Origin of the sequence: Aquimarina atlantica (genome assembly GCF_000626715.1) — a bacterium.
In the GTDB taxonomy this organism is placed as follows: Bacteria; Bacteroidota; Bacteroidia; order Flavobacteriales; family Flavobacteriaceae; genus Aquimarina; species Aquimarina atlantica.
Window position 1 is genome coordinate 55317 of the sequence record NZ_AQRA01000016.1, and the last position, 20549, is coordinate 75865.

22 protein-coding genes are annotated in these 20549 nt (G+C 33.1%); 4 read left to right on the top strand and 18 right to left on the bottom strand.

The genetic code is table 11. The features are described 5' to 3' along the window. Nucleotide 1 precedes the first annotated feature (1 nt). A complete protein-coding gene (locus ATO12_RS23585; protein ID WP_025667589.1) occupies nucleotides 2–298 on the bottom strand; it encodes a hypothetical protein in 297 nt (98 codons plus the stop codon). Next, nucleotides 291–1073, bottom strand: coding sequence for a 5'/3'-nucleotidase SurE (gene surE / locus ATO12_RS23590; protein ID WP_034247375.1), 783 nt, complete (start codon nucleotides 1071–1073; stop codon nucleotides 291–293). Before surE ends, ATO12_RS23585 begins: the two co-directional genes overlap by 8 nt. A gap of 260 nt (nucleotides 1074–1333) precedes the next feature. Between surE and ATO12_RS23595 the strand changes: the two genes are divergently transcribed. Beyond that, a complete protein-coding gene (locus ATO12_RS23595) occupies nucleotides 1334–3469 on the top strand; it encodes a carboxy terminal-processing peptidase (RefSeq protein ID WP_034247376.1) in 2136 nt (711 codons plus the stop codon). Between the two features lie 7 nt (nucleotides 3470–3476). Then, on the top strand, nucleotides 3477–4589 hold the full coding sequence (locus ATO12_RS23600; protein WP_034247377.1) for an ABC transporter permease: 1113 nt from the start codon (nucleotides 3477–3479) through the stop codon (nucleotides 4587–4589). 49 nt (nucleotides 4590–4638) lie between these two features. On the opposite strand, the gene ATO12_RS23605 is transcribed toward ATO12_RS23600, so the two are convergent. The 8 genes from ATO12_RS23605 to ATO12_RS25830 form a co-directional block, all read right to left on the bottom strand. Next, nucleotides 4639–4839 (bottom strand): hypothetical protein, encoded by a 201-nt coding sequence (locus ATO12_RS23605; protein ID WP_034247378.1) that lies wholly within the window; start codon nucleotides 4837–4839, stop codon nucleotides 4639–4641. 109 nt (nucleotides 4840–4948) lie between these two features. Continuing rightward, nucleotides 4949–5113, bottom strand: coding sequence for a hypothetical protein (locus ATO12_RS26245; protein ID WP_165583448.1), 165 nt, complete (start codon nucleotides 5111–5113; stop codon nucleotides 4949–4951). 57 nt (nucleotides 5114–5170) lie between these two features. Beyond that, nucleotides 5171–5329 (bottom strand): hypothetical protein, encoded by a 159-nt coding sequence (locus ATO12_RS26250; protein WP_165583449.1) that lies wholly within the window; start codon nucleotides 5327–5329, stop codon nucleotides 5171–5173. A gap of 58 nt (nucleotides 5330–5387) precedes the next feature. Then, nucleotides 5388–5546 carry a hypothetical protein gene (locus ATO12_RS26255; RefSeq protein ID WP_165583450.1) on the bottom strand — a complete coding sequence of 53 codons (159 nt, stop codon included), beginning with the start codon at nucleotides 5544–5546 and terminating at the stop codon, nucleotides 5388–5390. A gap of 55 nt (nucleotides 5547–5601) precedes the next feature. Beyond that, a complete protein-coding gene (locus ATO12_RS26260; protein WP_165583451.1) occupies nucleotides 5602–5760 on the bottom strand; it encodes a hypothetical protein in 159 nt (52 codons plus the stop codon). 279 nt (nucleotides 5761–6039) lie between these two features. Next, nucleotides 6040–6210 carry a hypothetical protein gene (locus tag ATO12_RS26265; RefSeq protein ID WP_160170155.1) on the bottom strand — a complete coding sequence of 57 codons (171 nt, stop codon included), beginning with the start codon at nucleotides 6208–6210 and terminating at the stop codon, nucleotides 6040–6042. Nucleotides 6211–6239: 29 nt separating this feature from the next. Next, entirely contained in the window at nucleotides 6240–7826 is a 1587-nt protein-coding gene (locus ATO12_RS23610) for a vitamin K epoxide reductase family protein (RefSeq protein WP_034247379.1), read from the bottom strand. Between the two features lie 465 nt (nucleotides 7827–8291). Beyond that, complete coding sequence (locus tag ATO12_RS25830; protein WP_131248892.1) at nucleotides 8292–8471, bottom strand: hypothetical protein; 180 nt, start codon at nucleotides 8469–8471, stop codon at nucleotides 8292–8294. A gap of 285 nt (nucleotides 8472–8756) precedes the next feature. Between ATO12_RS25830 and ATO12_RS23615 the strand changes: the two genes are divergently transcribed. After that, nucleotides 8757–9554: a DNA/RNA non-specific endonuclease gene (locus tag ATO12_RS23615; RefSeq protein ID WP_034247402.1), complete on the top strand. Its 798-nt coding sequence runs from the start codon at nucleotides 8757–8759 to the stop codon at nucleotides 9552–9554. Nucleotides 9555–9571: 17 nt separating this feature from the next. On the opposite strand, the gene rodA is transcribed toward ATO12_RS23615, so the two are convergent. From rodA to purH, 6 genes are all read right to left on the bottom strand, one after another. Continuing rightward, on the bottom strand, nucleotides 9572–10825 hold the full coding sequence (gene rodA / locus ATO12_RS23620; protein WP_034247380.1) for a rod shape-determining protein RodA: 1254 nt from the start codon (nucleotides 10823–10825) through the stop codon (nucleotides 9572–9574). Then, on the bottom strand, nucleotides 10825–12696 hold the full coding sequence (gene mrdA, locus ATO12_RS23625; RefSeq protein ID WP_034247382.1) for a penicillin-binding protein 2: 1872 nt from the start codon (nucleotides 12694–12696) through the stop codon (nucleotides 10825–10827). The genes rodA and mrdA overlap by 1 nt, the downstream gene beginning before the upstream one ends. Further along, nucleotides 12693–13199, bottom strand: coding sequence for a rod shape-determining protein MreD (mreD, locus tag ATO12_RS23630; RefSeq protein ID WP_034247384.1), 507 nt, complete (start codon nucleotides 13197–13199; stop codon nucleotides 12693–12695). The genes mrdA and mreD overlap by 4 nt, the downstream gene beginning before the upstream one ends. 3 nt (nucleotides 13200–13202) lie before the next feature. Then, nucleotides 13203–14015 (bottom strand): rod shape-determining protein MreC, encoded by an 813-nt coding sequence (gene mreC / locus ATO12_RS23635; protein ID WP_034247385.1) that lies wholly within the window; start codon nucleotides 14013–14015, stop codon nucleotides 13203–13205. Between the two features lie 131 nt (nucleotides 14016–14146). Further along, entirely contained in the window at nucleotides 14147–15175 is a 1029-nt protein-coding gene (locus tag ATO12_RS23640) for a rod shape-determining protein (protein ID WP_024772404.1), read from the bottom strand. A gap of 43 nt (nucleotides 15176–15218) precedes the next feature. Then, nucleotides 15219–16751 (bottom strand): bifunctional phosphoribosylaminoimidazolecarboxamide formyltransferase/IMP cyclohydrolase, encoded by a 1533-nt coding sequence (purH, locus tag ATO12_RS23645; RefSeq protein ID WP_034247387.1) that lies wholly within the window; start codon nucleotides 16749–16751, stop codon nucleotides 15219–15221. A gap of 151 nt (nucleotides 16752–16902) precedes the next feature. On the opposite strand from purH, the gene ATO12_RS23650 reads away from it, so the two are divergent. Beyond that, nucleotides 16903–18156 (top strand): ABC transporter permease, encoded by a 1254-nt coding sequence (locus tag ATO12_RS23650; protein WP_034247388.1) that lies wholly within the window; start codon nucleotides 16903–16905, stop codon nucleotides 18154–18156. A gap of 88 nt (nucleotides 18157–18244) precedes the next feature. Here the strand turns inward: ATO12_RS23650 and ATO12_RS23655 are convergent, their stop codons facing one another. After that, the gene (locus ATO12_RS23655) at nucleotides 18245–19120 is read right to left on the bottom strand and encodes a PorP/SprF family type IX secretion system membrane protein (protein WP_034247404.1); all 876 of its coding nucleotides are present in this window, start codon (nucleotides 19118–19120) and stop codon (nucleotides 18245–18247) included. A 71-nt stretch (nucleotides 19121–19191) separates the two neighbouring features. Beyond that, the coding region (locus ATO12_RS23660) for a T9SS C-terminal target domain-containing protein (RefSeq protein ID WP_034247390.1) at nucleotides 19192–20549 on the bottom strand (1358 nt) is incomplete at its 5' end.

Sequence of the window (20549 nt, forward strand, 5' to 3'; positions counted from 1 at the left end):
ATTACCCAAATTTACTAATTGCAATACAAATAGCCGCAATAAGCGTAGCAAGAAGCACGCCACGAGCTCTATATATATTATTTTTTCTTAAAAAAAGAAAGAAAATAAGCAAATTTGGCATTGCTCCTAGGGCAATTAAGCTTCCTAAAGAATCATTCTCTGCAGAAGCTTTTATCATTTCGGTAAATGATAATCCCTGAGAACTGAGTGCAGAAAAAATAAATACGCATATGATAAACCCTATTATATTCGTAAGTAAGCCGATTGTAAAACCAATAATAATCTCTTTTTTAATCATGTAATGACCAATTGTTTAATTCTTGTATAAAGTGATGAGCGGTAAGATCAAATTGAGTAGGTACTATAGAGATATAGCCGTGATGTAATGCCCATTCATCTGTATCTTCTCCTTTGTCTTCGTTAATAAATTCACCAGAAAGCCAGTAATATTCTCGCCCCATTGGGTTTGTTCTCTTATCAAACTCTTCTACCCAATGTGCATTCGCCTGGCGACAAATTTTTATACCTTTTATATCTTCCTGAGTTAATTTTGGAATATTAACATTAAGAACTACTCCTTTGGGTAACCCATTTTTGAGGACATTTTCTACAATAATTTTCACATATTTCTTCGAAGGCTCAAAATTGGCCTCCATACTATAATCAAGTAATGAAAACCCAATAGCAGGAATTCCTTCAATACCAGCTTCGACAGCCGCACTCATTGTACCCGAGTAGATTACATTAATTGCAGAGTTTGACCCATGATTAATCCCACTTACACACAAATCAGGTTTCCTGTCAAGGATTTCACGAGATGCCATTTTTACACAATCTACAGGAGTCCCAGAGCAGCTATATTCTTTTTGTGGCGCATTGTTATTAATCACAACAGGATCGCAATAGAGGGTGCTGTTAATTGTAATAGCATGCCCCATTCCACTTTGTGGGCTATCGGGAGCAACTACCACAACATCACCAACTTCATTCATAACATCTATCAGAGCGCGTATTCCCGGGGCAGTGACCCCATCGTCATTGGTAACTAAAATCAATGGTCTTTTTTGCGGCATAGCTTTAAATTTTACGAGAGTAAAAATACACTTTTTTTATGCGAAATAAGCATTACTAAAAAAAGCAATATTTACTAAAAAGACAATGCTAAAAATTTCATTCAAAAAATATAAAACTATAAATACAAACAGATGAAGTTTTATGAGAATAATAGAGTAAGAAATAATATTAGCTCATTTAAGAAAAATTTAGTAATATTACCTGTTATTGGCACGATTTTTAATGTATTTTGCCTAGAATCCCTAAATTAAATGAGCGTATGAAAAAGAGTTTTTTGATTTTGATGCTTACCGTGATCGTTTCGGCAGCTTCTTGCAGTTTTACCACAAAGGTCGAAAATGATCCTGATAAAGATAAATTGCTAATCGATTTAATAAGCTATGTCTTAGGTAAAGGACATTATGATGCGAAGGATATAAATGATGATTTTTCTAAGGAAGTTTTCTCTGATTATGTAGATGCCTTAGACCCTCTGAAACGATATTTTTATAAAAGTGATATTGAAGAGTTTAAGAAGTTTGAAAAACTGATTGATGATGAGATTAGAAATAAAGAAATTACGTTCTTTAACCTAACTTATGATCGTTTACAACAACGAATGGCAGAGGCTAGAACGTTGCATAAAGAAATCCTGGAACAACCTTTTAATTTCGAAAAAGACGAAAGTATCGATACAAACTATGAGGATTTACCTTATGTAGAGAGTAAAAGTGAAATGAAAGACCGCTGGAGACTGCAACTTAAATTTAATGCATTATCTAGCTATTATGATAAAGTTGAAGAGCAAATAGATTCTGTTACCAAAAACAGTAATTATAACCGTAAGACCTCGATTGTTTTAGAAAAAGAAGCTCGTGAAATCACAAAAACTTCATTGAAAGAATATTTTGAATTTGCAGATGATTTAGAACGAAAAGATTGGTTTTCAATATATATCAATTCTATCGTAGAAGAATTTGATCCTCATACCTATTATTTTGCTCCTCAGGATAAAGATAGATTTGATATTGCCATGTCAGGAAAATTAGAGGGAATCGGGGCTAGATTACAAAAGAAAAATGATAATGTAAAAATTATAGAGATCATTTCTGGAGGGCCTGCGTGGAGAGGTAATGAAGTTGAAGTAGGAGATCTTATCATGAAAGTAAAACAGGAAGATGAAGAAGAGCCTGTAAGTATTGTTGGAATGCGCCTTGATGATGCTGTAAGTTTAATTAAAGGGCCAAAAGGCACAAAAGTAATGCTAACCGTAAAAAAGGTTGATGGTACTATCGAGATTATAGAGATTGTTAGAGATGTTGTAGAGCTCGAAGAGACGTATGCAAAATCATCTGTAGTTAAAAAGAATGACAAAACATTTGGCATCGTTAATTTGCCAAAGTTCTATTTTAACATGCAAGATTATAATCAACGTAATGCGGCCAAAGATGTAAAACAAGAAATTATCCGTCTTAAAGAACAAGATATGGATGGTTTGGTAATTGACTTACGAGATAATGGAGGAGGCTCTTTGCAAACAGTTGTAGATATAGCAGGATTATTTATTGAAAAAGGTCCAATAGTACAAGTTAGAACAAAAGGAGAATCACCAGAAGTTTTAAGTGATAAAGACAGAAATATACTTTGGGATGGTCCATTAGTTATTTTGGTAAATGAACTATCTGCTTCTGCTTCAGAAATTTTAGCTGCGGCAATGCAGGATTATAAAAGAGCAATCATTATAGGAAGCAAACAAACCTATGGTAAAGGAACTGTTCAAAATGTAATGGATCTTAATAGGTGGATGCGTAGTAATGATTTTGGAGATCTGGGAGCTTTAAAACTAACCACTCAAAAGTTTTATAGAGTTAATGGAGGTTCTACGCAGTTAGAGGGTGTAAAAAGTGATGTTGTGGTTCCAGATCGATATAGTTATATTGATATTGGTGAAAAAGATCAGGAAAATCCACTACCATGGGATAAAATAGCTGCTGCCGATTATGATCTTTGGGATGGTTATATCGATTTTGAGCAAACTATTAATAACAGTAAAGAAAGAATGTCTAAAAATGATCAATTAAAATTAATTGAAGAAAATGCAAAGTGGGTTAGACAAAAAAGAGATATAAATAAATATTCTTTACAGTTTAGTAAGTATAAGCTTAATATTGCACTTAATGAGAAACAAGCAGAGCGTTTTGATGCAATTAATGATTATAAGACTAATTTAACTTTTCAATCTTTACCTTATGAAAAAGAATTGATGAAAAAGGATTCGATTCTAACAGAGAAAAGAAAAAGATGGCATGAAAGCCTTAGTAAAGACGTTTATGTAGAAGAGGCAATTAGTGTTCTTGAAGATTTGAAGATTAATAACATTCGAAGATCTAAAAATCCACTTACGGTAAAGAATTAATATATTAATGCCCAAAGCAAAATCAAACTCTTTAAGTATACTGGCGCTCCAAAAATTCAAGAAGAATTTTTGGGGCGTCTTGAGTTTTTATTTCATTGTTTTTTGTGCAATTATAGCAATTTTTGCTTATGTGCTGGCTCCTGATAACTCTCAGAACGCAAATCAGATGCATTTATCAATTCATTCTAAACCTCCCGGGTTCGAAGTTAAAATGCTTACTATTCCTTCTCAGGATGTATCTGATCAATCCTTTCTAAGTAAAATCTTTTTTGGAGAAAAAAATACAGATACAGAGATCCCTATTGATCGATATACCCTACAAAATAATACAATAGAAATTTCTCCCTATAGCGAAGGGGAAATTATAGAATTGTCAAAAGAAATTAAATTTGAACGTTTCCCAAAAGGATTAACATCACAAGAAATAACCGATACCTATATAAAGACACAGACCTTTATTCTAGGAACCGATAAATATGGGAGAGACCTGTTAAGTAGAATGCTTGTCGGTATTAGGATTTCATTTTCTATCGGTTTTGTGGCTGTGCTAATTTCGCTGATTCTTGGGATATCATTAGGGGCTATTGCTGGATATTATGGAGGTAAAGTAGATGCTATGATCATGTGGTTAATAAATGTTACCTGGTCAATACCTACATTATTATTAGTTATTGCTATTACTTTGGCCCTGGGAAAAGGATTTTGGCAGGTTTTTATTGCGGTTGGGTTAACCATGTGGGTAGAAGTAGCTCGTGTAGTTAGAGGACAGGTATTAAGCGTAAAACAAATGCAATATGTGACTGCTGCAAAAGCATTAGGATTTACCAATTTTAGAATTATCACAAAACATATACTTCCCAATAGTTTAGCACCGGTAATTGTAATTTCTGCAGCAAATTTTGCAGGGGCTATTCTTATCGAAAGTGGTTTGAGTTTTCTGGGAATAGGAGCACAACCACCAATGCCAAGTTGGGGGGCAATGATCAAAGATCATTATTCTTACATTATTTTAGGTAAAGCATATCTCGCTATTATACCCGGATTAGGTATTATGAGTCTGGTAATGGCATTTATGCTAATAGGAAATGCACTTCGAGATGCATTAGATGTGAAAGCGTAGAAGATAAAAACCGTGTTGAGCATGTAATGCTAAACACGGTTTATTACTTTTAATTTTGGTTTCCGTTTCTTATAGGGGTACTGCCATCTGGGCATAAACTATTACATGGAGAAGGAATCATTACTAGCATTCCTCTGTAATCTCTGTAAATGCATCTACAATCATAATTTAGATTACCACCATTAATTGCTTTTTGCTGATTTTTGTCTAGTTGTTTAGCATCGTTTAACTTTAGAACTTTTTTTAGCATGATTTATTGATTTTAAATGTGAATATATTTTGGTGTATTAATTAGAGTTTAATGACTAATGTATAATCGATTTTGGGCTAATCAATTTTATATAAAAAGAAAATATAGTTTATATCTGCCCAGAAAGAAGAGCCTCTTGTGATAATATGTCTAAGTCTATCACGGGTTCATTTGTAAGTGGGTCTCCTTTATCATCCCTTCTTCCTCCAACCACTATTTTTTGTTGGGTTCTGGTAAGTACGATTTTGTTAGAATTTGAAATTTTGTTTAGCATTGTTTTAAAAGTTTTAAAATTAAAATGATTTCTCCTATGAATAGATAAAGAACTCTTTTATACATGTCCAGAAATAAGAGCCTCTTGTGATATGTTTAAGTCAATTACGGATTGATTTGTAAGTGGATCTATTTGATCCTTTTTTCCTCCAACCACTATTTTTTGTTGGGTTCTGGTAAGTACGATTTTGTTAGAATTTGAAATTTTGTTTAGCATCGTTTAACGTTTTAAAATTAAAATGATTTCTCCGATAAATAATAGATAAAGGCTTCTCTTATATGTGTCCAGAAATAAGAGCCTCTTGTGATATGTTTAAGTCGACCACAGGCTCATTTGTAAGTGGGTCTATCTGTTTCCTTTTTCCTCCGACAACTATTTTTTGTTGGGTTTTGGTAAGTACGATTTTGTTAGAATTTGAAATTTTGTTTAGCATTGTTTAACGTTTTAAAATTAAAATGATTTCTCCGATAAATAGATAAAGAACTCTCTTATATGTGTCCAGAAATAAGAGCTTCTTGTGATATATCTAAGTCGATCACGGGTTCATTAACAAGTGGGTCTACTTTTTCCTTTCCTCCTCCAATAACTATTTTTTGTTGGGTTTTGGTAAGTACGATTCTGTTAGAATTTGAAATTTTGCTTAGCATTGTTTAACGTTTTAAATTAAAATAATTTCTCTACAGTTTATAGACATTTGAGTGCTGGTCTGAGCACTCTTTACTTGATATTTTATCTACTATAAAGTGAGCTCAGTTTCAAAAGTAATGACGAACCCTACCATTAAACACCCTGAAAACAGGGTTTTAAGAATTGACTAATAATAGAAAGTGACAGTAGTATATTTTATACCAGGTTTATTAAGGCTATATAAAAAATAAAGAGACCTCTTTGGGAGATCTCTTTGTTTTAAAATAAAATATACTTTTTTAGAAACAAGGTGGTCCTTGCACCCATGTAGTCCCGTTATGATAACAGCAACTTAAGGCAGGGTTACAACCTCTTCTCTTAAAAATAAGGGGAGGTATTCCTCCTACTATGTCTTTTTGTTGTTCTTTAGAAAGATGTTTGGCATGTTTCAATTTTGTGATCTGATTCATATCAATAGGTTTTAAGATTAAAGATTTTATTAAGTTTCAAGAGGTTCCCGAACTTCAGAAGCGGTATCTTGATTTTCTGTCATCATACTCATAAAGTAGAAAAACTCACCATAATTATACTTTTTAGGATATAACGTATTATTAATAAGTGATGCAGGAGTGTAGTAGAGGTCATTTTTTTGAGCCCATTCAGATTGCTTTTTCAAAACTTCGAGATGATTTTGGGTATCTTGAGGGATACCATACTCTTTTATCCATTTACTATGAGTTCTGTCTGCAAACCACTTGTTATAGGCTGCAATAAACTTATCTGGTCCTTTGCTATAATAAATTTCTAAAAGAATAAGAGCAATCTGTGTTGCTTTATCATTAGGATCTTCTGTTTTAACATTTAAACGAATACTAATTTGAAGCTTATCTCCCATAGCTTTTAAGACACGCGTGTAGGCTTCAAAAGCATCTTTACAATATCCACACATAGGATTGGTAAGACTAATGATTTTAAAACTTGCATTTGGGTTACCCAAAATAATTTCATTTGGAATTGTCGCATTATCTTCAATCTTTTCTGAAATATTAAGTAAGTGGTTGTAAATTTGTCCATCTCTTTTGAAATGGTTTAGTTTGAAGTTATCTGCTTTAAACTTTTTATTTTCTTTTACTTTTTCTTTAATATACAAATAAGCTAAAGCAAATAAGGATGATAGCATTATAAAACTAACTACAGCAGAAATCTCGATATTAAACGGAATGTTAAGTATGGCTATGATAGCTAACCCAAGAGATATAGAACCCATTGCCAAACATACTGCACACCATTTTTTTACAATTAATGCTTGAGAATAAATAGAATATAAAATAAACGGAATTCCTATTAACGATGGGATAAGTAATATACTATTGAAACCATAAAATAATTGGTATAGAGACATAGAACCAAAGAAAACAATTCCTGCATCAGCTAAAGAAAAATTCTTAAAAAGTTGACCACTATTATTGTTTATAACCTCTCCACAATTTGTATTTCCGACCGATGTACAAAATTGGTGCATAGCTTGTGACTGTATTCCTAAGCTTTCTCGTACAGCAAAAAAACTGAAAACAACTCCCGTAAATGATAATAGTAAAAAGAGCACTTGATTAATATCCCAGGATCTTCCGTAAAAAGCAAAAATCAAACTAGCTGCTAGTCCGGCAAGCAATATGTTTTGTATAAGGGATTGATTAGAAATAAGTTTTTGTTTGGCATTATACTCAACAGCAATTACCTTCGGAATCCAAATTTCTTTAAACTCATTAAAAGTAAACTTCTTTTTTTTAAGGCTTGAGTGTTTAAGTTCTATGCTATCACCTTTTTTGATTACCGTAACAATTTCTTCTGCGTTTTCTACTGTGACCAACGAAATAAAACTTTTAGGCAGTTGATCCAAAGCATCCATAGGAATCTCTACAGCAATATTATCAATATCAAAATAATCTAAAGTATCTGTAATGGATTGAAAACTGGGATAGCTAGGGTGTATTTGTAATTGTAGTTCCAGATCCTTTTTGGTATAGTTCCCAATTCTGTTTTGGACCAAAACACTTTCTACAATTTTTTCAATGGTATTATTCATGTATGTCTTGCTTAGGATTAATTAGTATGCTATTGTGATATTATCATTCTTAATGAGAGAAATACCGCAGTCATTTAATTTTTAGAAAATAATTTTCTCTAAAGTAAAGATTTTATCGAGTAAAAAGAGGTGTCATAGACTCAAAAAATATGTGGTTAAACCGTATTTTTATTAGTTTTGCTTATTGGTTTTTAAAGTTAAATTGCTGTAAATTAACATTTTATATTTATTTTTAGATTAACTAAATATAATGACGAAAATATTGTTAATCTTTTATAAAGTTTTTAAAACTATCTCTCTTAATAGTCATAATAGAGCATTTTTATGATATAAATCAAATAATTAAGGAATAGAATTTTTAAAGAAAAAAATGAGTTTATATACATAGAAGTATGGTATAAGAGGATGAATTTTTATGAATTCACCCTCTTTTTACAGATCAAAAACTAGAAGTTCATTACTCTTTTAGTGCCAATAACCACATACGTTATCCACGCAAATAGCTCCACTACAACAAGATTGACCATTTTTACCTGTGCTACATGGAGCACCTTTACAACCGCGTCTTCTTCCTCCGTTAATAGATTGTTGTTCCTTTTTGTTTAATGTTTTACCATTGGTAAGATTTAAAATGTTTGATAACATAATTAAAATTTAAATAGATTAATACAATTGCCCGAACTTTTATAGACACTCAGGTATATGTCTCAAAAGTTTTCATTATTTGTTTTAAAGTGATGTGAGGTTTTTTGGAGTAATCTAATTACTTGGTGAAATTAGGATGTTGCCAACATTATATTATCCCGATTCTTTGAATAATCAAGAAATCAGGACAATCTTATAAAGTTTTGTAGGTTATAAATTGATCCCTATGGGGTTAAAATTCAATAGTATTGTTTTGTTATTTTTGCTTTTCAAAATGATATGGGAATGAATAGAAAATATGTGTATCCAATGCTAATTATTATAGTTACTGTTGGGTTTTATTACTTTGAAGGGTATATTGAAAATAATGGTTTTACAGAGAAGAAAACTAAAAAGACGACTGATTTTGGTTTTTATTACCTTCCGACATCTACCACAGGAACTATAATTGTTCATGATTTTTATTCATTATCATATTCTGAAAAACATGAACAGGCAGAATGGGTAGCTTACGAATTGAAGAAGGAACATTTATCTGCAAATGATTTTAAACGACCTTTTTTTGAAGAAGATAGAAAAGTAAAGTCGTCTTCTGCAGATTGGCGTAATTATAAAAATTCTGGATATGATAGAGGGCATTTATGCCCGGCCGGTGACAGACGATTTACATATGAGGCCTTCGAAGAGACATTTCTTACATCAAACATTACGCCTCAAAATCATGAATTTAATAGTGGTATCTGGAATTATTTGGAACAAAAAATAAGATATTGGGCCAAAATATATGATGGAGTATACATAATAACAGGTGGTATATTATCAGAGAATCTTTCTACAATTGGGTACGAACATGTCTCTGTACCTGAACAGTTTTATAAAATTGTGTTTAGTAATTCTTCTACTAATCCCAAAATGATCGCTTTTTTGATGCCACATAAAGATACTAAAACACCTTTAAAAAACTTTGTTGTGCCTGTAGACGAAATCGAGAAACTAACAGGGATCGATTTTTTTACATCATTAGAGGATAAAGTAGAGAATCAGTTAGAAGCTTCTACTACTACCCAAGGATGGAAGTTTTAGTATTAATGTTTTTAGTATTACCACTCATTTACTCGATTAGCATCTAGCTTAATAAAAATAAAGAGTAAAATTGTAAACCCCCACAGGCTTGATCCTCCATAACTAAAAAAAGGTAAAGGGATACCAATAGTTGGCATTAATCCAGTTACCATCCCTATATTGATGGTAAAATGAATAAATAAAATCCCCACTACACTGTAGCCATATACACGACTAAATTGAGATTTTTGTCTTTCGGCCAGGTGAATAAGCCGAATTAATAATAAAACAAAGAGAATTATAATCATAGTTGCCCCCAGAAAACCCCACTCTTCACCAACAGTACTAAATATATAATCGGTACGTTGCTCTGGTACAAAGCCTCCTTTGGTTTGTGTTCCTTCTCTAAATCCTTTACCGATCCAGCCACCACTACCAATAGCAATCTGACTTTGATTGGTGTTATAACCAATACCTTTTGAGTCAACTTCTTTACCTAAAACAATATTAAATCGATCCCTGTGCCTTTGTTCGAATACATGATTAAAAATATAATTAACCGAAAAACAGAACCCTGCTACTACAAGAATAGTAAGAAGGTATCTAGAGTATTTCGGCTTTCGTTTTCTATTTCTAATAAGTATAAAAAGCATAATGGCTGCGATTACCAGAACTACCCATATCGGATTAAAAAGTAAGGTAAGAATAAATAATCCTGCTGCAGAAGCTCCAACAATTAGATATATAGTGGCTAAACCTTCTCTGTATAATGGAAAGAAAAAAGCAGCATAGACCAATGCACTCCCAGGGTCTGGTTGAGGTATAATAAATACAGCTGGTATTGCAATAATTAAAAAAGCTCTAACCTGATAACCAAGAACTTTTATATTGGTTTGCATATCGCTTAAGAATTTGGCCAGAGCCAATGCAGTACATGCTTTGGCAAACTCCGAAGGTTGTAAACCGGCAGGCCCAATCTGATACCAGGATGTTGCACCATTTATATTTTTTCCAAATACAAAAAGACCTAATAGTGATAGTAATGATAGTACATAAATCAATCCTGCAAATCGTTCATAAAATTTTGCTTCTATAGCCTGAGTAATAATAATTAATACTATGCTAAATAGGATCCAATAGGCTTGCCTAACATATGCATGTGAAAAATCAGCTAATGAGAAGGCTTCATTCTCAGAAGAAGCAGAGTAGATGTTTACCCATCCAAAACCAACAAGTAATAAAAATAAAAAGACTGTTACCCAATCTATTGCTGCTACACTGGATTTTGCCATTATTGATTAATTTTAAATGGTTCACCACTGTAAGGTTTGGCATATTCTTCTTCGAGGCTGTGTGTGAGAATCCAATCTTCTAAATCAGTTCTGGAGATGGCTCCGTTTATATGTTGTTCTATCATTAATGAAGCAATTTTTCCCGCATAACGAGCACCCCAATATCCATTTTCTACAAATACGGCTAGTGCTATTTTAGGATTATCTTTTGGAGCAAATGCTACAAAAACAGAATGATCGGTAAGCTGCGTTTTTTTACCATCGATTTTGGTAAAGTTTTCTGCTGTTCCTGTTTTTCCACATATCTCAATACCTTCGACTTGTAAAGATCGTGCAGTACCTTGGGTATATACCTGATACATTCCTTCTATCACAGGTTCAAAATGCTCTTTGTTAATTGTCGTGACCTTAGGAATGGTATAATTTTCATTTTCTATAGGTTTCCCATCTATTGCTTTTATAATATGCGGAGTAAAATAATACCCTCTATTTGCAATAGCAGCAGTCATATTTGCTAACTGTATAGGAGTAGCAAGTACTTCTCCTTGTCCGATAGCATTAGATAATGTAGCAGATGCATACCATTTATAAGTTGGATATTGATAAATCTTATTGTAATATTTTGCGGTTGGCACTTTTCCTCTTTTTCCTGTTGGCAGATCATAACCCAAATAATTCCCTAAGCCAAAACTTTCAACATGTTTTCTCCAATTTTCCATCCCTTCTTGCGGAGTATCATACTTTTCAATAATTCTTCTGTATACTGTTGCAAAATATGCATTACAGGAGTTTGCTATGCCCGGAATCATATTTAACGGGCTTCTGTGAGAATGACAACCGAGTTTTCTTCCATTCTTTCCATAATAATACCCCATTCTGCAAGAAACACTTTCCTGGGTATCAATAACTCCTTCCTGTAAAGCTATTAATGCATTAACCGTCTTAAATGGTGATCCCGGAGGATATTCGGCTTTTAGACCTCTATCAAAAAGTGGTATCGCAATAGTGTCATAAACTAATTTGGTAAAATTTGGAGATCGTTTTCTTCCTACTAATAATTCTGGCTTGTATGTTGGAGCTGTTACCAAAGCCAATATTTCTCCTGTAGAGGGTTCTAGAGCTACAATACCTCCTCGTTTATTCTGCATAAGTTTTTGTCCATACGCCTGTAATTTTGAATCTAGAGTTAAGGTAAGATCTTTTCCATTTACAGGAAGAGTGTCAAATTTTCCATTTTTATATGGGCCTATATCTCTATTAAATCGATCTTTTTGAATTCGTTTTACTCCTTTGATGCCTCTAAGCTCATTTTCATATTGTTTTTCTACACCATCAATACCAATAAGATCTCCAGAGAGATAATAGGGATCTTCTTTTATTAATCTTTCGTTTACCTCGCCAATATATCCTAATACATTTGCAGCATTAACAGTTTGGTAATCCCTTAAAGAACGTTTTTGAATATAAAAACCTTCAAATTTTCTCATTTTTTCCTGAAGATAGGCATATTCATCTTTGGTCAATTGTGGTATGACTATAGAAGGTACTCTTGGAGAATAGACTCTAGCTTTTTTTAATCTTTTTATAAGTTTATCTTTACTAATATTAAGGATAGAACAAAACTCTAAAGTGTCAAAAGGTTTTAATTCTCTGGGAATAACCATAACATCGTACGAAGGTTGATTGGTAACTAATAACCTTCCATTTCGATCATAAATGGCTCCTCTTTGGGGGTAATCATAAATTACTTTGATGGCGTTATCTTCTGATAAAGAGGCAAAAGAAGTATTGTATATCTGCAAATAAAATAACCTTGCAACAAAGACAACACCCGTAGTAATAATTATTAGATAGAGTAGTAATTTTCTCATGAATCATTTCTTCTAAACAATACCAAAACCAACATGGTAATCACTATTGTAAATAAACTAGAAAATAACGTTTTTTTGATGATTAATAGTATGTGAGAGAAGTTAAAAATTTCTAACGAGAAAAGTACAATATGATGTGTTAAAACCATTAAGATTACATAAGCAAAACGCTCACCAAATCCAACATTACTTAGTTTTACGGTTTGAAACTCATAACTAAGTCCAAATACCGATCGTAATGCTACCGGACGAAAAAATGCAATAACGGTACAGGCCGCAGCATGTACCCCTCCAGAATCACCAAACATATCTATAATCAACCCTAACATAAAGCTTATGACCAGAAAAAGACCTTTGTTTATATTAATGGGAGCCATAAGAATAAAAATGACATAGATATAAGGATTTAGGTATCCTAAAAAGTTGATATGGTTTAAGATAAATACCTGAATTAAAACCAGAACAATGAATCTAATGATATGTAATAAAGTATCCCTGTTCATGATTTAATTCTCTAAGCTTTTAATTTCTTCAATATCCCTACTTTTTATTGTATAAACAAAACCAATATCACTCATGTCGTTAAATAATTTGACATCTATTAAATAGTAGCTTTTGTTTTGATTTAATTTATAACTGGCAATGGTTCCTATTCCTATACCTTTAGGAAAAATAGTCGAACGACCGTGTGTTATGATAGTATCTCCCTCTCTAAGAATTGCTTGCCGGGGGATGGTTTCTAATTGAACAATATTTGGGTCTTTGCCATTCCAGATTAAGGAGCCGTATTGGTTAGACTTTTTTAATCCGGCATTAATTCGAGAATTACTGTTAAGAATAGAAATCACTCTACTGTAATTTTTTGAAGTATTCTCTATAATTCCTATAATACCTTTATCTGTAATAACCCCCATATCGGGTACGATACTATCTTTCTCACCTTTATTAATTAGGATATAGTTATCAATTTTGCTATAATCATTTTTAATTACTCTGGCTTTGGTAAAAGTATAAGGTTTATCAAAAGATAATGTGTCGAGGTATTTTGTAGCAACAGAATCTACCCCTAGAGCACTTAGTTGATTACGAAGGTTTTCATTCTCTTCTAGTAATCGTTGGTTTTCCTTTTTTAGACCAAAATAGTCACTTACCGAGTGTTGCCAACTATATAGCGCCCCACTTAAAAAATTGGTAGAACTAACAAATTTACTTCTATGGTAAGAATGTGATTGTATAGTAAAAATCAGTGCTATACATAATAGGAGTAGAAATAGCAGAAAACGTTTATTCTTAATTAAAAAATTAATAATCTGCTGCATGATTTAAAGTATGATGACTTCTTTAGTTAAACGTTCTATGTTTTAAGCTAAGTCTTACTTAGCAAGTATTAAAGCAGGATAACGTAAAATCAGAAATTTAGGTATATTTTCAGGAATGTTTTTTTACAACATTATTTTATCAAAACACTCTTGTACCTATTTAGGTTTTTTAGTGTAATTCCTGTGCCTCGTACAACTGCTCTTAACGGATCTTCTGCAATATAGACTGGTAAATCTGTTTTTTGTGATAAACGCTTATCTAACCCACGAAGCATAGAACCTCCTCCTGCAAGATATATACCGGTATTATAAATATCTGCGGCAAGTTCTGGAGGGGTTTGCGATAAGGTTTCCATTACAGCATCTTCGATACGTAAAATAGATTTATCAAGTGCCTTAGCCATTTCTCTGTATGAAATCTGAACCTGTTTAGGTTTTCCTGTAAGTAGATCACGACCCTGAACATTCATTTCTTCGGGTGGTAACTCCAAATCTTCAGTAGCAGCACCAATTTGTATTTTTATTTTTTCAGCAGTACGCTCTCCAACATATAGGTTATGCTGCGTACGCATATAATATATAATATCATTGGTAAATACATCTCCTGCAATTTTTACCGATTTATCACACACAATTCCTCCTAATGCGATAACTGCAATTTCAGTAGTACCTCCACCTATATCTACAATCATATTTCCTTTGGGTTGCATAATATCAACACCAATACCAATTGCAGCAGCCATAGGTTCGTGGATAAGGTATACTTCTTTTCCATTTACACGTTCTGCACTTTCTTTTACTGCCCGCATTTCAACTTCGGTAATTCCTGAAGGAATACATATAACCATACGCAAAGCAGGTGCAAATATTTTTTTCTTCAATGCCGGGATATCTTTGATAAACATGCTTATCATTTTTTCACTGGCATCAAAGTCTGCAATTACTCCATCCTTAAGTGGGCGAATAGTTTTTATATTCTCATGAGTTTTTCCCTGCATCATGGCAGCCTCTTTTCCGGCTGCAATAATTTTACCAGTCATAATATCTCTGGCTACAATAGAGGGACTATCCACTACTACTTTGTCATTGTGGATCACTAATGTGTTGGCGGTACCTAAATCTATTGCAATCTCTTCGGTAAAGAAGTCAAAAAATCCCATAAAAGTCAAAAAAAGGGGTTAAAATTCAGTAAATGTAATAAAATTAATGTTTAAAATGACGTGTTCCGGTCATAACCATTGCAATTCCGTTTTGATCACAGTAATCAATGCTTAATTGATCCTTGATAGAACCTCCTGGTTGGATCACAGCTTTAATACCTGCATTGTCTGCAATTTCTACACAATCAGGAAAAGGAAAAAAAGCATCACTGGCCATAACTGCTCCGTTAAGATCAAAATTAAATGCCTTAGCCTTTTCTACAGATTGCTTTAAGGCATCGACTCTAGAGGTTTGCCCTGTTCCACTTGCTAATAATTGTTTTTCTTTCGTAAAAACTATTGTATTTGATTTGGTATGTTTACAGATTTTTGAGGCGAATAAAAGATCTTCTATTTGCTCTGATGTAGGTGCTACCTTTGTTACAGTTTCTAAATCTGTTTTGGTATCTGTTTTAAGATCTTTATCCTGAACTAGCGTACCATTTAAACAAGTACGTACTTGTGTTTTTGGCAAATCAATATCTTTTTGTACTAAAATAATTCTATTTTTCTTTCCTTTTAGTATTTCTAAAGCGTCATTACTAAAAGAAGGAGCAATCACTACTTCACAAAATAGTTTATGAATTTCATCAGCAGTTGCTGTATCAATTTCGGTATTACTAATTAAGATACCTCCAAATGCAGAAACCGGATCACCAGCTAATGCATCAACATAAGATTGAAGTACAGTTTCTCTTTGTGCTAAACCACAAGCGTTATTATGTTTTAAAATTGCAAACGTTGGTGACTCCCCTTTAAATTCACTCATCAGGTTTACTGCGGCATCAACGTCAAGCAAGTTGTTATAAGATAGTTCTTTACCGTGTAGTTTGTCAAACATAGCATCAAAGTCTCCAAAGAAAAACCCTTTTTGATGCGGATTTTCACCATATCGTAATACTTTACCTTTGGTCTCACTTATTTTAAGAGAAGCGATTTCATGATCACTATTAAAATAATTAAAAATTGCCGAATCATAGTGAGAAGATACATTAAAAGCTTTAGCAGCAAAACGCTTACGATCTGCCAAAGAAATAGCTCCGTTTCCTTCAGAAATCACATGTAAAAATTCTGCATAATCATCAACCGAAGCGACACAGGTTACATCAGAAAAGTTTTTGGCAGCTGCTCTAATTAATGAAATTCCACCAATGTCTATTTTCTCAATAATATCTTGCTCAGATGCACCAGAAGCTACAGTTTTCTCAAAAGGATATAGATCTACAATAACTATATCAATTTGTGGGATTTCATATTGCTCAAGTTCTGCAACATCACTATCGTTATTTTGGCGATTCAGGATTCCTCCGAAAACTTTTGGGTGTAATGTTTTAACTCTTCCACCTAAGATTGAAGGGTAAGATGTAACATCTTCAACAGGAATAACATCAATTCCTAAATCTTTAATAAATTTTTCGGTTCCACCCGTAGAATAAATTGTAATATCAAGTTCGTCTAATTTTTTTACGATAGGTGCTAATCCGTCTTTACTGAATACAGAAATTAGGGCAGATTTAGCAGTTTTTGTGTTGTTCATGAGAAAATTTAGTTAGTAAAACGCAAAAATAGCAATTTAGTACCCAATTAGACAATCAATTATGCGTAATTGTTTTCAATAAATTGTAACAAAAATATAAGGAAAACGTCCTATATTTAAATAATTTAAAATCCGGTTCAAAAAATAGAGCATGCTAATCTATCTTAGAGTACTTAAGGAAAGCTTTAATTTTGCTATTAATGCACTTATAAATAATAAGTTGCGTACATTTCTTTCGCTATTGGGTGTTACTATAGGGATTTTTTCGATTATAGGCGTTCTTGCTGCGGTAGACTCTTTAAAACAAGAAATCAAAGGAAGTATCAGCTCTTTGGATAATAGTACAATCTATCTTATGCGTTTTTCTTTTGGTCCTTCTGATATACCACAATGGAAACGAGAACAATTTCCTGATGTAACTTTTGAGGAATATCAGTATATCAATAGATCAATGCCTGATCTTAAAGCAGCCAGCTTTATCTTGAACGTAGCTCCTGAAACAATTAAATATGAGGATAATAGTATAAGTAATGTAGAGATTGCGCCAGTTACTAATGATTATTATGATATTGAAGAATTACAGGTCGTAAAAGGAAGGTTTTATAATGAACAAGAATCTGTGGCAGGCGCTCCTGTAATCGTTATAGGAGATGAGATAGCTAATAGCTTGTTTGGTTCTAGTGAGCCCATAGGAAAAAAGATACGTTTATACGGAAGAAAGCTTACTGTAATAGGAGTACTTCAAAAAGAAGGAGCAGGTCTCTTTGGAAATAGTAAAGATACCGCTGTTATTCTTCCTGTTAATCTGGTTAGGAGGATTTATGGAGATAATAATAAATCGTCTTTTCCCGCTATAATTATTAAACCAGAATCTAATATCGATATACCAGAATTTATAGCAACTTTAAAACAAAAAGTAAGAGCATATAGAGGGTTAAAGCCTGATGAAGGCGATAATTTTTTTGTAAATCAATTACAAGGGTTTACAGATTTTATAGATAATATTACTGGTACAATGTCTACTATTGGAGGTTTTATAGGGATGTTTTCACTTTTGGTAGGAGGTTTTGGAATTGCTAATATTATGTTTGTGAGTGTTAAAGAACGAACAAACCTAATTGGTATACAAAAGGCATTAGGAGCTAAAAAAAGATTTATATTGTTTCAGTTTCTATTTGAAGCAATTATTCTTGCTATTTTTGGTGGGTTAATTGGGCTCTTGTTGGTTTGGTTAATTTCGATATTTGCATCACAATTCACAGGCGATTTTAAGTTTATACTTTCTAGCTCTAATATGTTTTGGGGAATGTTTTCTTCTACAATAATAGGTTTGATAGCTGGTATTTTGCCTGCATTGTCTGCTTCAAAACTAGACCCTGTAGAAGCAATTAGAACAGGGATGTAAGTCTATTCTAATCGCTTTGGTGATAGATTAAAATTTTATATAATTTTTGAATAAAATTAGTTCGGTGTAAAAATTTGTATTTTCTTTTTTACTTCAGTTTAAATTTTAAAATCACCTCATGAGTTCCATTAGAATAAGTATTTATTGTAGACGTAACATGCTCGTATGCATATCCAATGCTTAATAGATTTTCTAAAAAACTAGCGGTAAAAAATACCGTTACACTCTCATCTAATCGATAATTTACCCCTAGTTCTATTCGTTCTTTATATAGAATTGAAGTGGTAAGATCCAATGATATAGGAGCGTTGTTTACGACTTTACCAAGAGCAGAAGGGCGTAATTTAAAATCATCGCTAAGATCAAAATCATATCCCGCACCTAAAAATACCTGCAAATCATCACTAGCCGATACAGGATTTAGACCTTCTTTTTCATACCTGTCATTAGATAGCAGCCCGGGAGCAGAAAGTGATATATAGTATTTCCTAGCTTTTAGATAAAATCCTACTCCCACATTAGGATTAAATGTATTTACATTTTGGGTAAATAATGGGTCATCTTCAATTCCTATTTCATTGAGATTTATTTTTAAGAAAGACCCGCCAACTTTGACTCCTGCGTGTAGATTTGTTTCTTCTGCAACTTTTATTTTATATGAAAAATCAGCATAAAGATGTGTTTCATCCAATACAAAAACCTTATCACTTACAGCAGTTAATCCAATACCGATATTTTTACCTATCGGAGAATTTATATTAAAGTTAAGAGTTTCTGGGCCGTCCTTAACTCCTGCCCATTGACTCCTTACTGCAAATATTGCTTCAAGACTACCATTAGTACCTGCATATGCGGGAGTGATTACATTCATGTTATATCTATACATGCTAAAATGAGGGTCCTGTTGAGCGTTACCGACAAAAGACATGATGATTGTAAAAATTATATATTTTAAGTACTTCATTTTACTTTTATTTTATTGATTTTGATGGAAATAATAACAGTTAGATTCTTTCTTTTTGAAACTATACATGATTAATAGTTTATATAGATCCATCCGACAAGAGGAGGTGCTTCTTGACTGCCTGTTTCGATAATGTAATAATATGCTCCAGCAGGTAATTTGCCATTTCCAACTGCTAAACGACCATTAGAGATTCCATCCCAGTTATTTTGATAATCTTTAGCTTCAAATACTTTAGCACCAGATCTGCTAAATAGTTGAATCGTATGATTAGGAAAATCTTCAAGCCCTTCTATTACCCAGGTATCATTTACCCCATCACCATTAGGAGAAAATCCTTTGTCAAACGTAAGTTTTGTTACTAGAATTTCCTGCTGCGTATTAATCGTGAAATTGGAAGAGTCTGTAACTCCGACTCCTGGATTGCCTGCAATATCTGTTACCCCGGTATTATCTAAAGTGATACTGTTTTCAGTATCAGTTATTCCGGTTGTTGGAGTGTATGTAGCTGTAAAAGTGATATTGCTGTCGGTAGAAGTAACAGCAGATAATGTTCCATTAGGAATTGTGAGATCTGCATTAGTAAAACCTGTTACGGCTTCAGAAAAAATAATCGTTATCGTAGCTGTATCGCCCGTTGTTAATTCGTTATCGCTAATTTCTACAATTGCTGTAGGCGACATCATATCAATAATAAAGTTAGAAGAATTTGTTGTTCCTGTTCCTATATTTCCTACACTATCAGTTATTCCGGTATTATCAAGAGTGATAATGTTAGTGTTGTCTTCTATATCGGTTGTTGGAGTATAGATAGCTGTAAAAGTAATATTGCCGTCGGTAGAAGTAACAGTAGATAATGCTCCATTAGGAATTGTTAAATCTGTATTGTCGAAACCGGATACTGCTTCAGAAAAAATAACAGTTATTGTAGTAGTTTCACCAATCGTTACTATAGAATCACTAATGGTTATGGTTGCAGTAGGAGGTGTCGTCTTTTTATTTTCAGTATCCGTGGTTGCACTTCCTGTATTTCCATTTACATCGGTAAGGGTTACGCTTAATGTAATGGTTCCATCTGCTAAGCCGCTAAGATCTATGCTTGAGATCGTTGCTGTTGTAGAAGCCACAGTTCCTGATCCAGTTACATTGGTTCCTCCTCCAGAACTACTAAAGGTATAATTATAGGTTGCACCTACTTCTGCACTGCTAAATGTGTAACTTACAGCATTATCATTTCCGGCATTGATAGGACTTTGATCTATGGTAACCGAATACCCTGTTGGGGCTATGGTGTCTTTGGTTTCAGTATCTGTTGCGGCACTTCCTATATTTCCGTTTACATCGGTAAGGGTTACGCTTAATGTAATGGTTCCGTCTCCCAGGCCGCTAAGGTCTATGCCAGAGATCGTTGCTGTTGCAGAAGCTACTG

Excerpts from the sequence above, each read along its gene's own strand:
- ATO12_RS23615 (WP_034247402.1), top strand. The coding sequence starts at position 8,757 with ATGAATAGAAAATATGTGTATCCAATGCTAATTATTATAGTTACTGTT.
- ATO12_RS26265 (WP_160170155.1), bottom strand. The coding sequence starts at position 6,210 with ATGAATCAGATCACAAAATTGAAACATGCCAAACATCTTTCTAAAGAA.
- ATO12_RS25830 (WP_131248892.1), bottom strand. The coding sequence starts at position 8,471 with ATGTTATCAAACATTTTAAATCTTACCAATGGTAAAACATTAAACAAA.
- ATO12_RS23655 (WP_034247404.1), bottom strand. The coding sequence starts at position 19,120 with ATGAAGTACTTAAAATATATAATTTTTACAATCATCATGTCTTTTGTC.
- surE (WP_034247375.1), bottom strand. The coding sequence starts at position 1,073 with ATGCCGCAAAAAAGACCATTGATTTTAGTTACCAATGACGATGGGGTC.
- ATO12_RS23650 (WP_034247388.1), top strand. The coding sequence starts at position 16,903 with ATGCTAATCTATCTTAGAGTACTTAAGGAAAGCTTTAATTTTGCTATT.
- rodA (WP_034247380.1), bottom strand. The coding sequence starts at position 10,825 with ATGGCAAAATCCAGTGTAGCAGCAATAGATTGGGTAACAGTCTTTTTA.
- ATO12_RS23595 (WP_034247376.1), top strand. The coding sequence starts at position 1,334 with ATGAAAAAGAGTTTTTTGATTTTGATGCTTACCGTGATCGTTTCGGCA.
- ATO12_RS26245 (WP_165583448.1), bottom strand. The coding sequence starts at position 5,113 with ATGCTAAACAAAATTTCAAATTCTAACAAAATCGTACTTACCAGAACC.
- ATO12_RS23640 (WP_024772404.1), bottom strand. The coding sequence starts at position 15,175 with ATGGGATTTTTTGACTTCTTTACCGAAGAGATTGCAATAGATTTAGGT.
- ATO12_RS23600 (WP_034247377.1), top strand. The coding sequence starts at position 3,477 with ATGCCCAAAGCAAAATCAAACTCTTTAAGTATACTGGCGCTCCAAAAA.
- mreD (WP_034247384.1), bottom strand. The coding sequence starts at position 13,199 with ATGAACAGGGATACTTTATTACATATCATTAGATTCATTGTTCTGGTT.
- mreC (WP_034247385.1), bottom strand. The coding sequence starts at position 14,015 with ATGCAGCAGATTATTAATTTTTTAATTAAGAATAAACGTTTTCTGCTA.
- ATO12_RS26260 (WP_165583451.1), bottom strand. The coding sequence starts at position 5,760 with ATGCTAAGCAAAATTTCAAATTCTAACAGAATCGTACTTACCAAAACC.
- purH (WP_034247387.1), bottom strand. The coding sequence starts at position 16,751 with ATGAACAACACAAAAACTGCTAAATCTGCCCTAATTTCTGTATTCAGT.
- mrdA (WP_034247382.1), bottom strand. The coding sequence starts at position 12,696 with ATGAGAAAATTACTACTCTATCTAATAATTATTACTACGGGTGTTGTC.
- ATO12_RS26250 (WP_165583449.1), bottom strand. The coding sequence starts at position 5,329 with ATGCTAAACAAAATTTCAAATTCTAACAAAATCGTACTTACCAGAACC.
- ATO12_RS23585 (WP_025667589.1), bottom strand. The coding sequence starts at position 298 with ATGATTAAAAAAGAGATTATTATTGGTTTTACAATCGGCTTACTTACG.
- ATO12_RS23605 (WP_034247378.1), bottom strand. The coding sequence starts at position 4,839 with ATGCTAAAAAAAGTTCTAAAGTTAAACGATGCTAAACAACTAGACAAA.
- ATO12_RS23610 (WP_034247379.1), bottom strand. The coding sequence starts at position 7,826 with ATGAATAATACCATTGAAAAAATTGTAGAAAGTGTTTTGGTCCAAAAC.
- ATO12_RS26255 (WP_165583450.1), bottom strand. The coding sequence starts at position 5,546 with ATGCTAAACAAAATTTCAAATTCTAACAAAATCGTACTTACCAAAACC.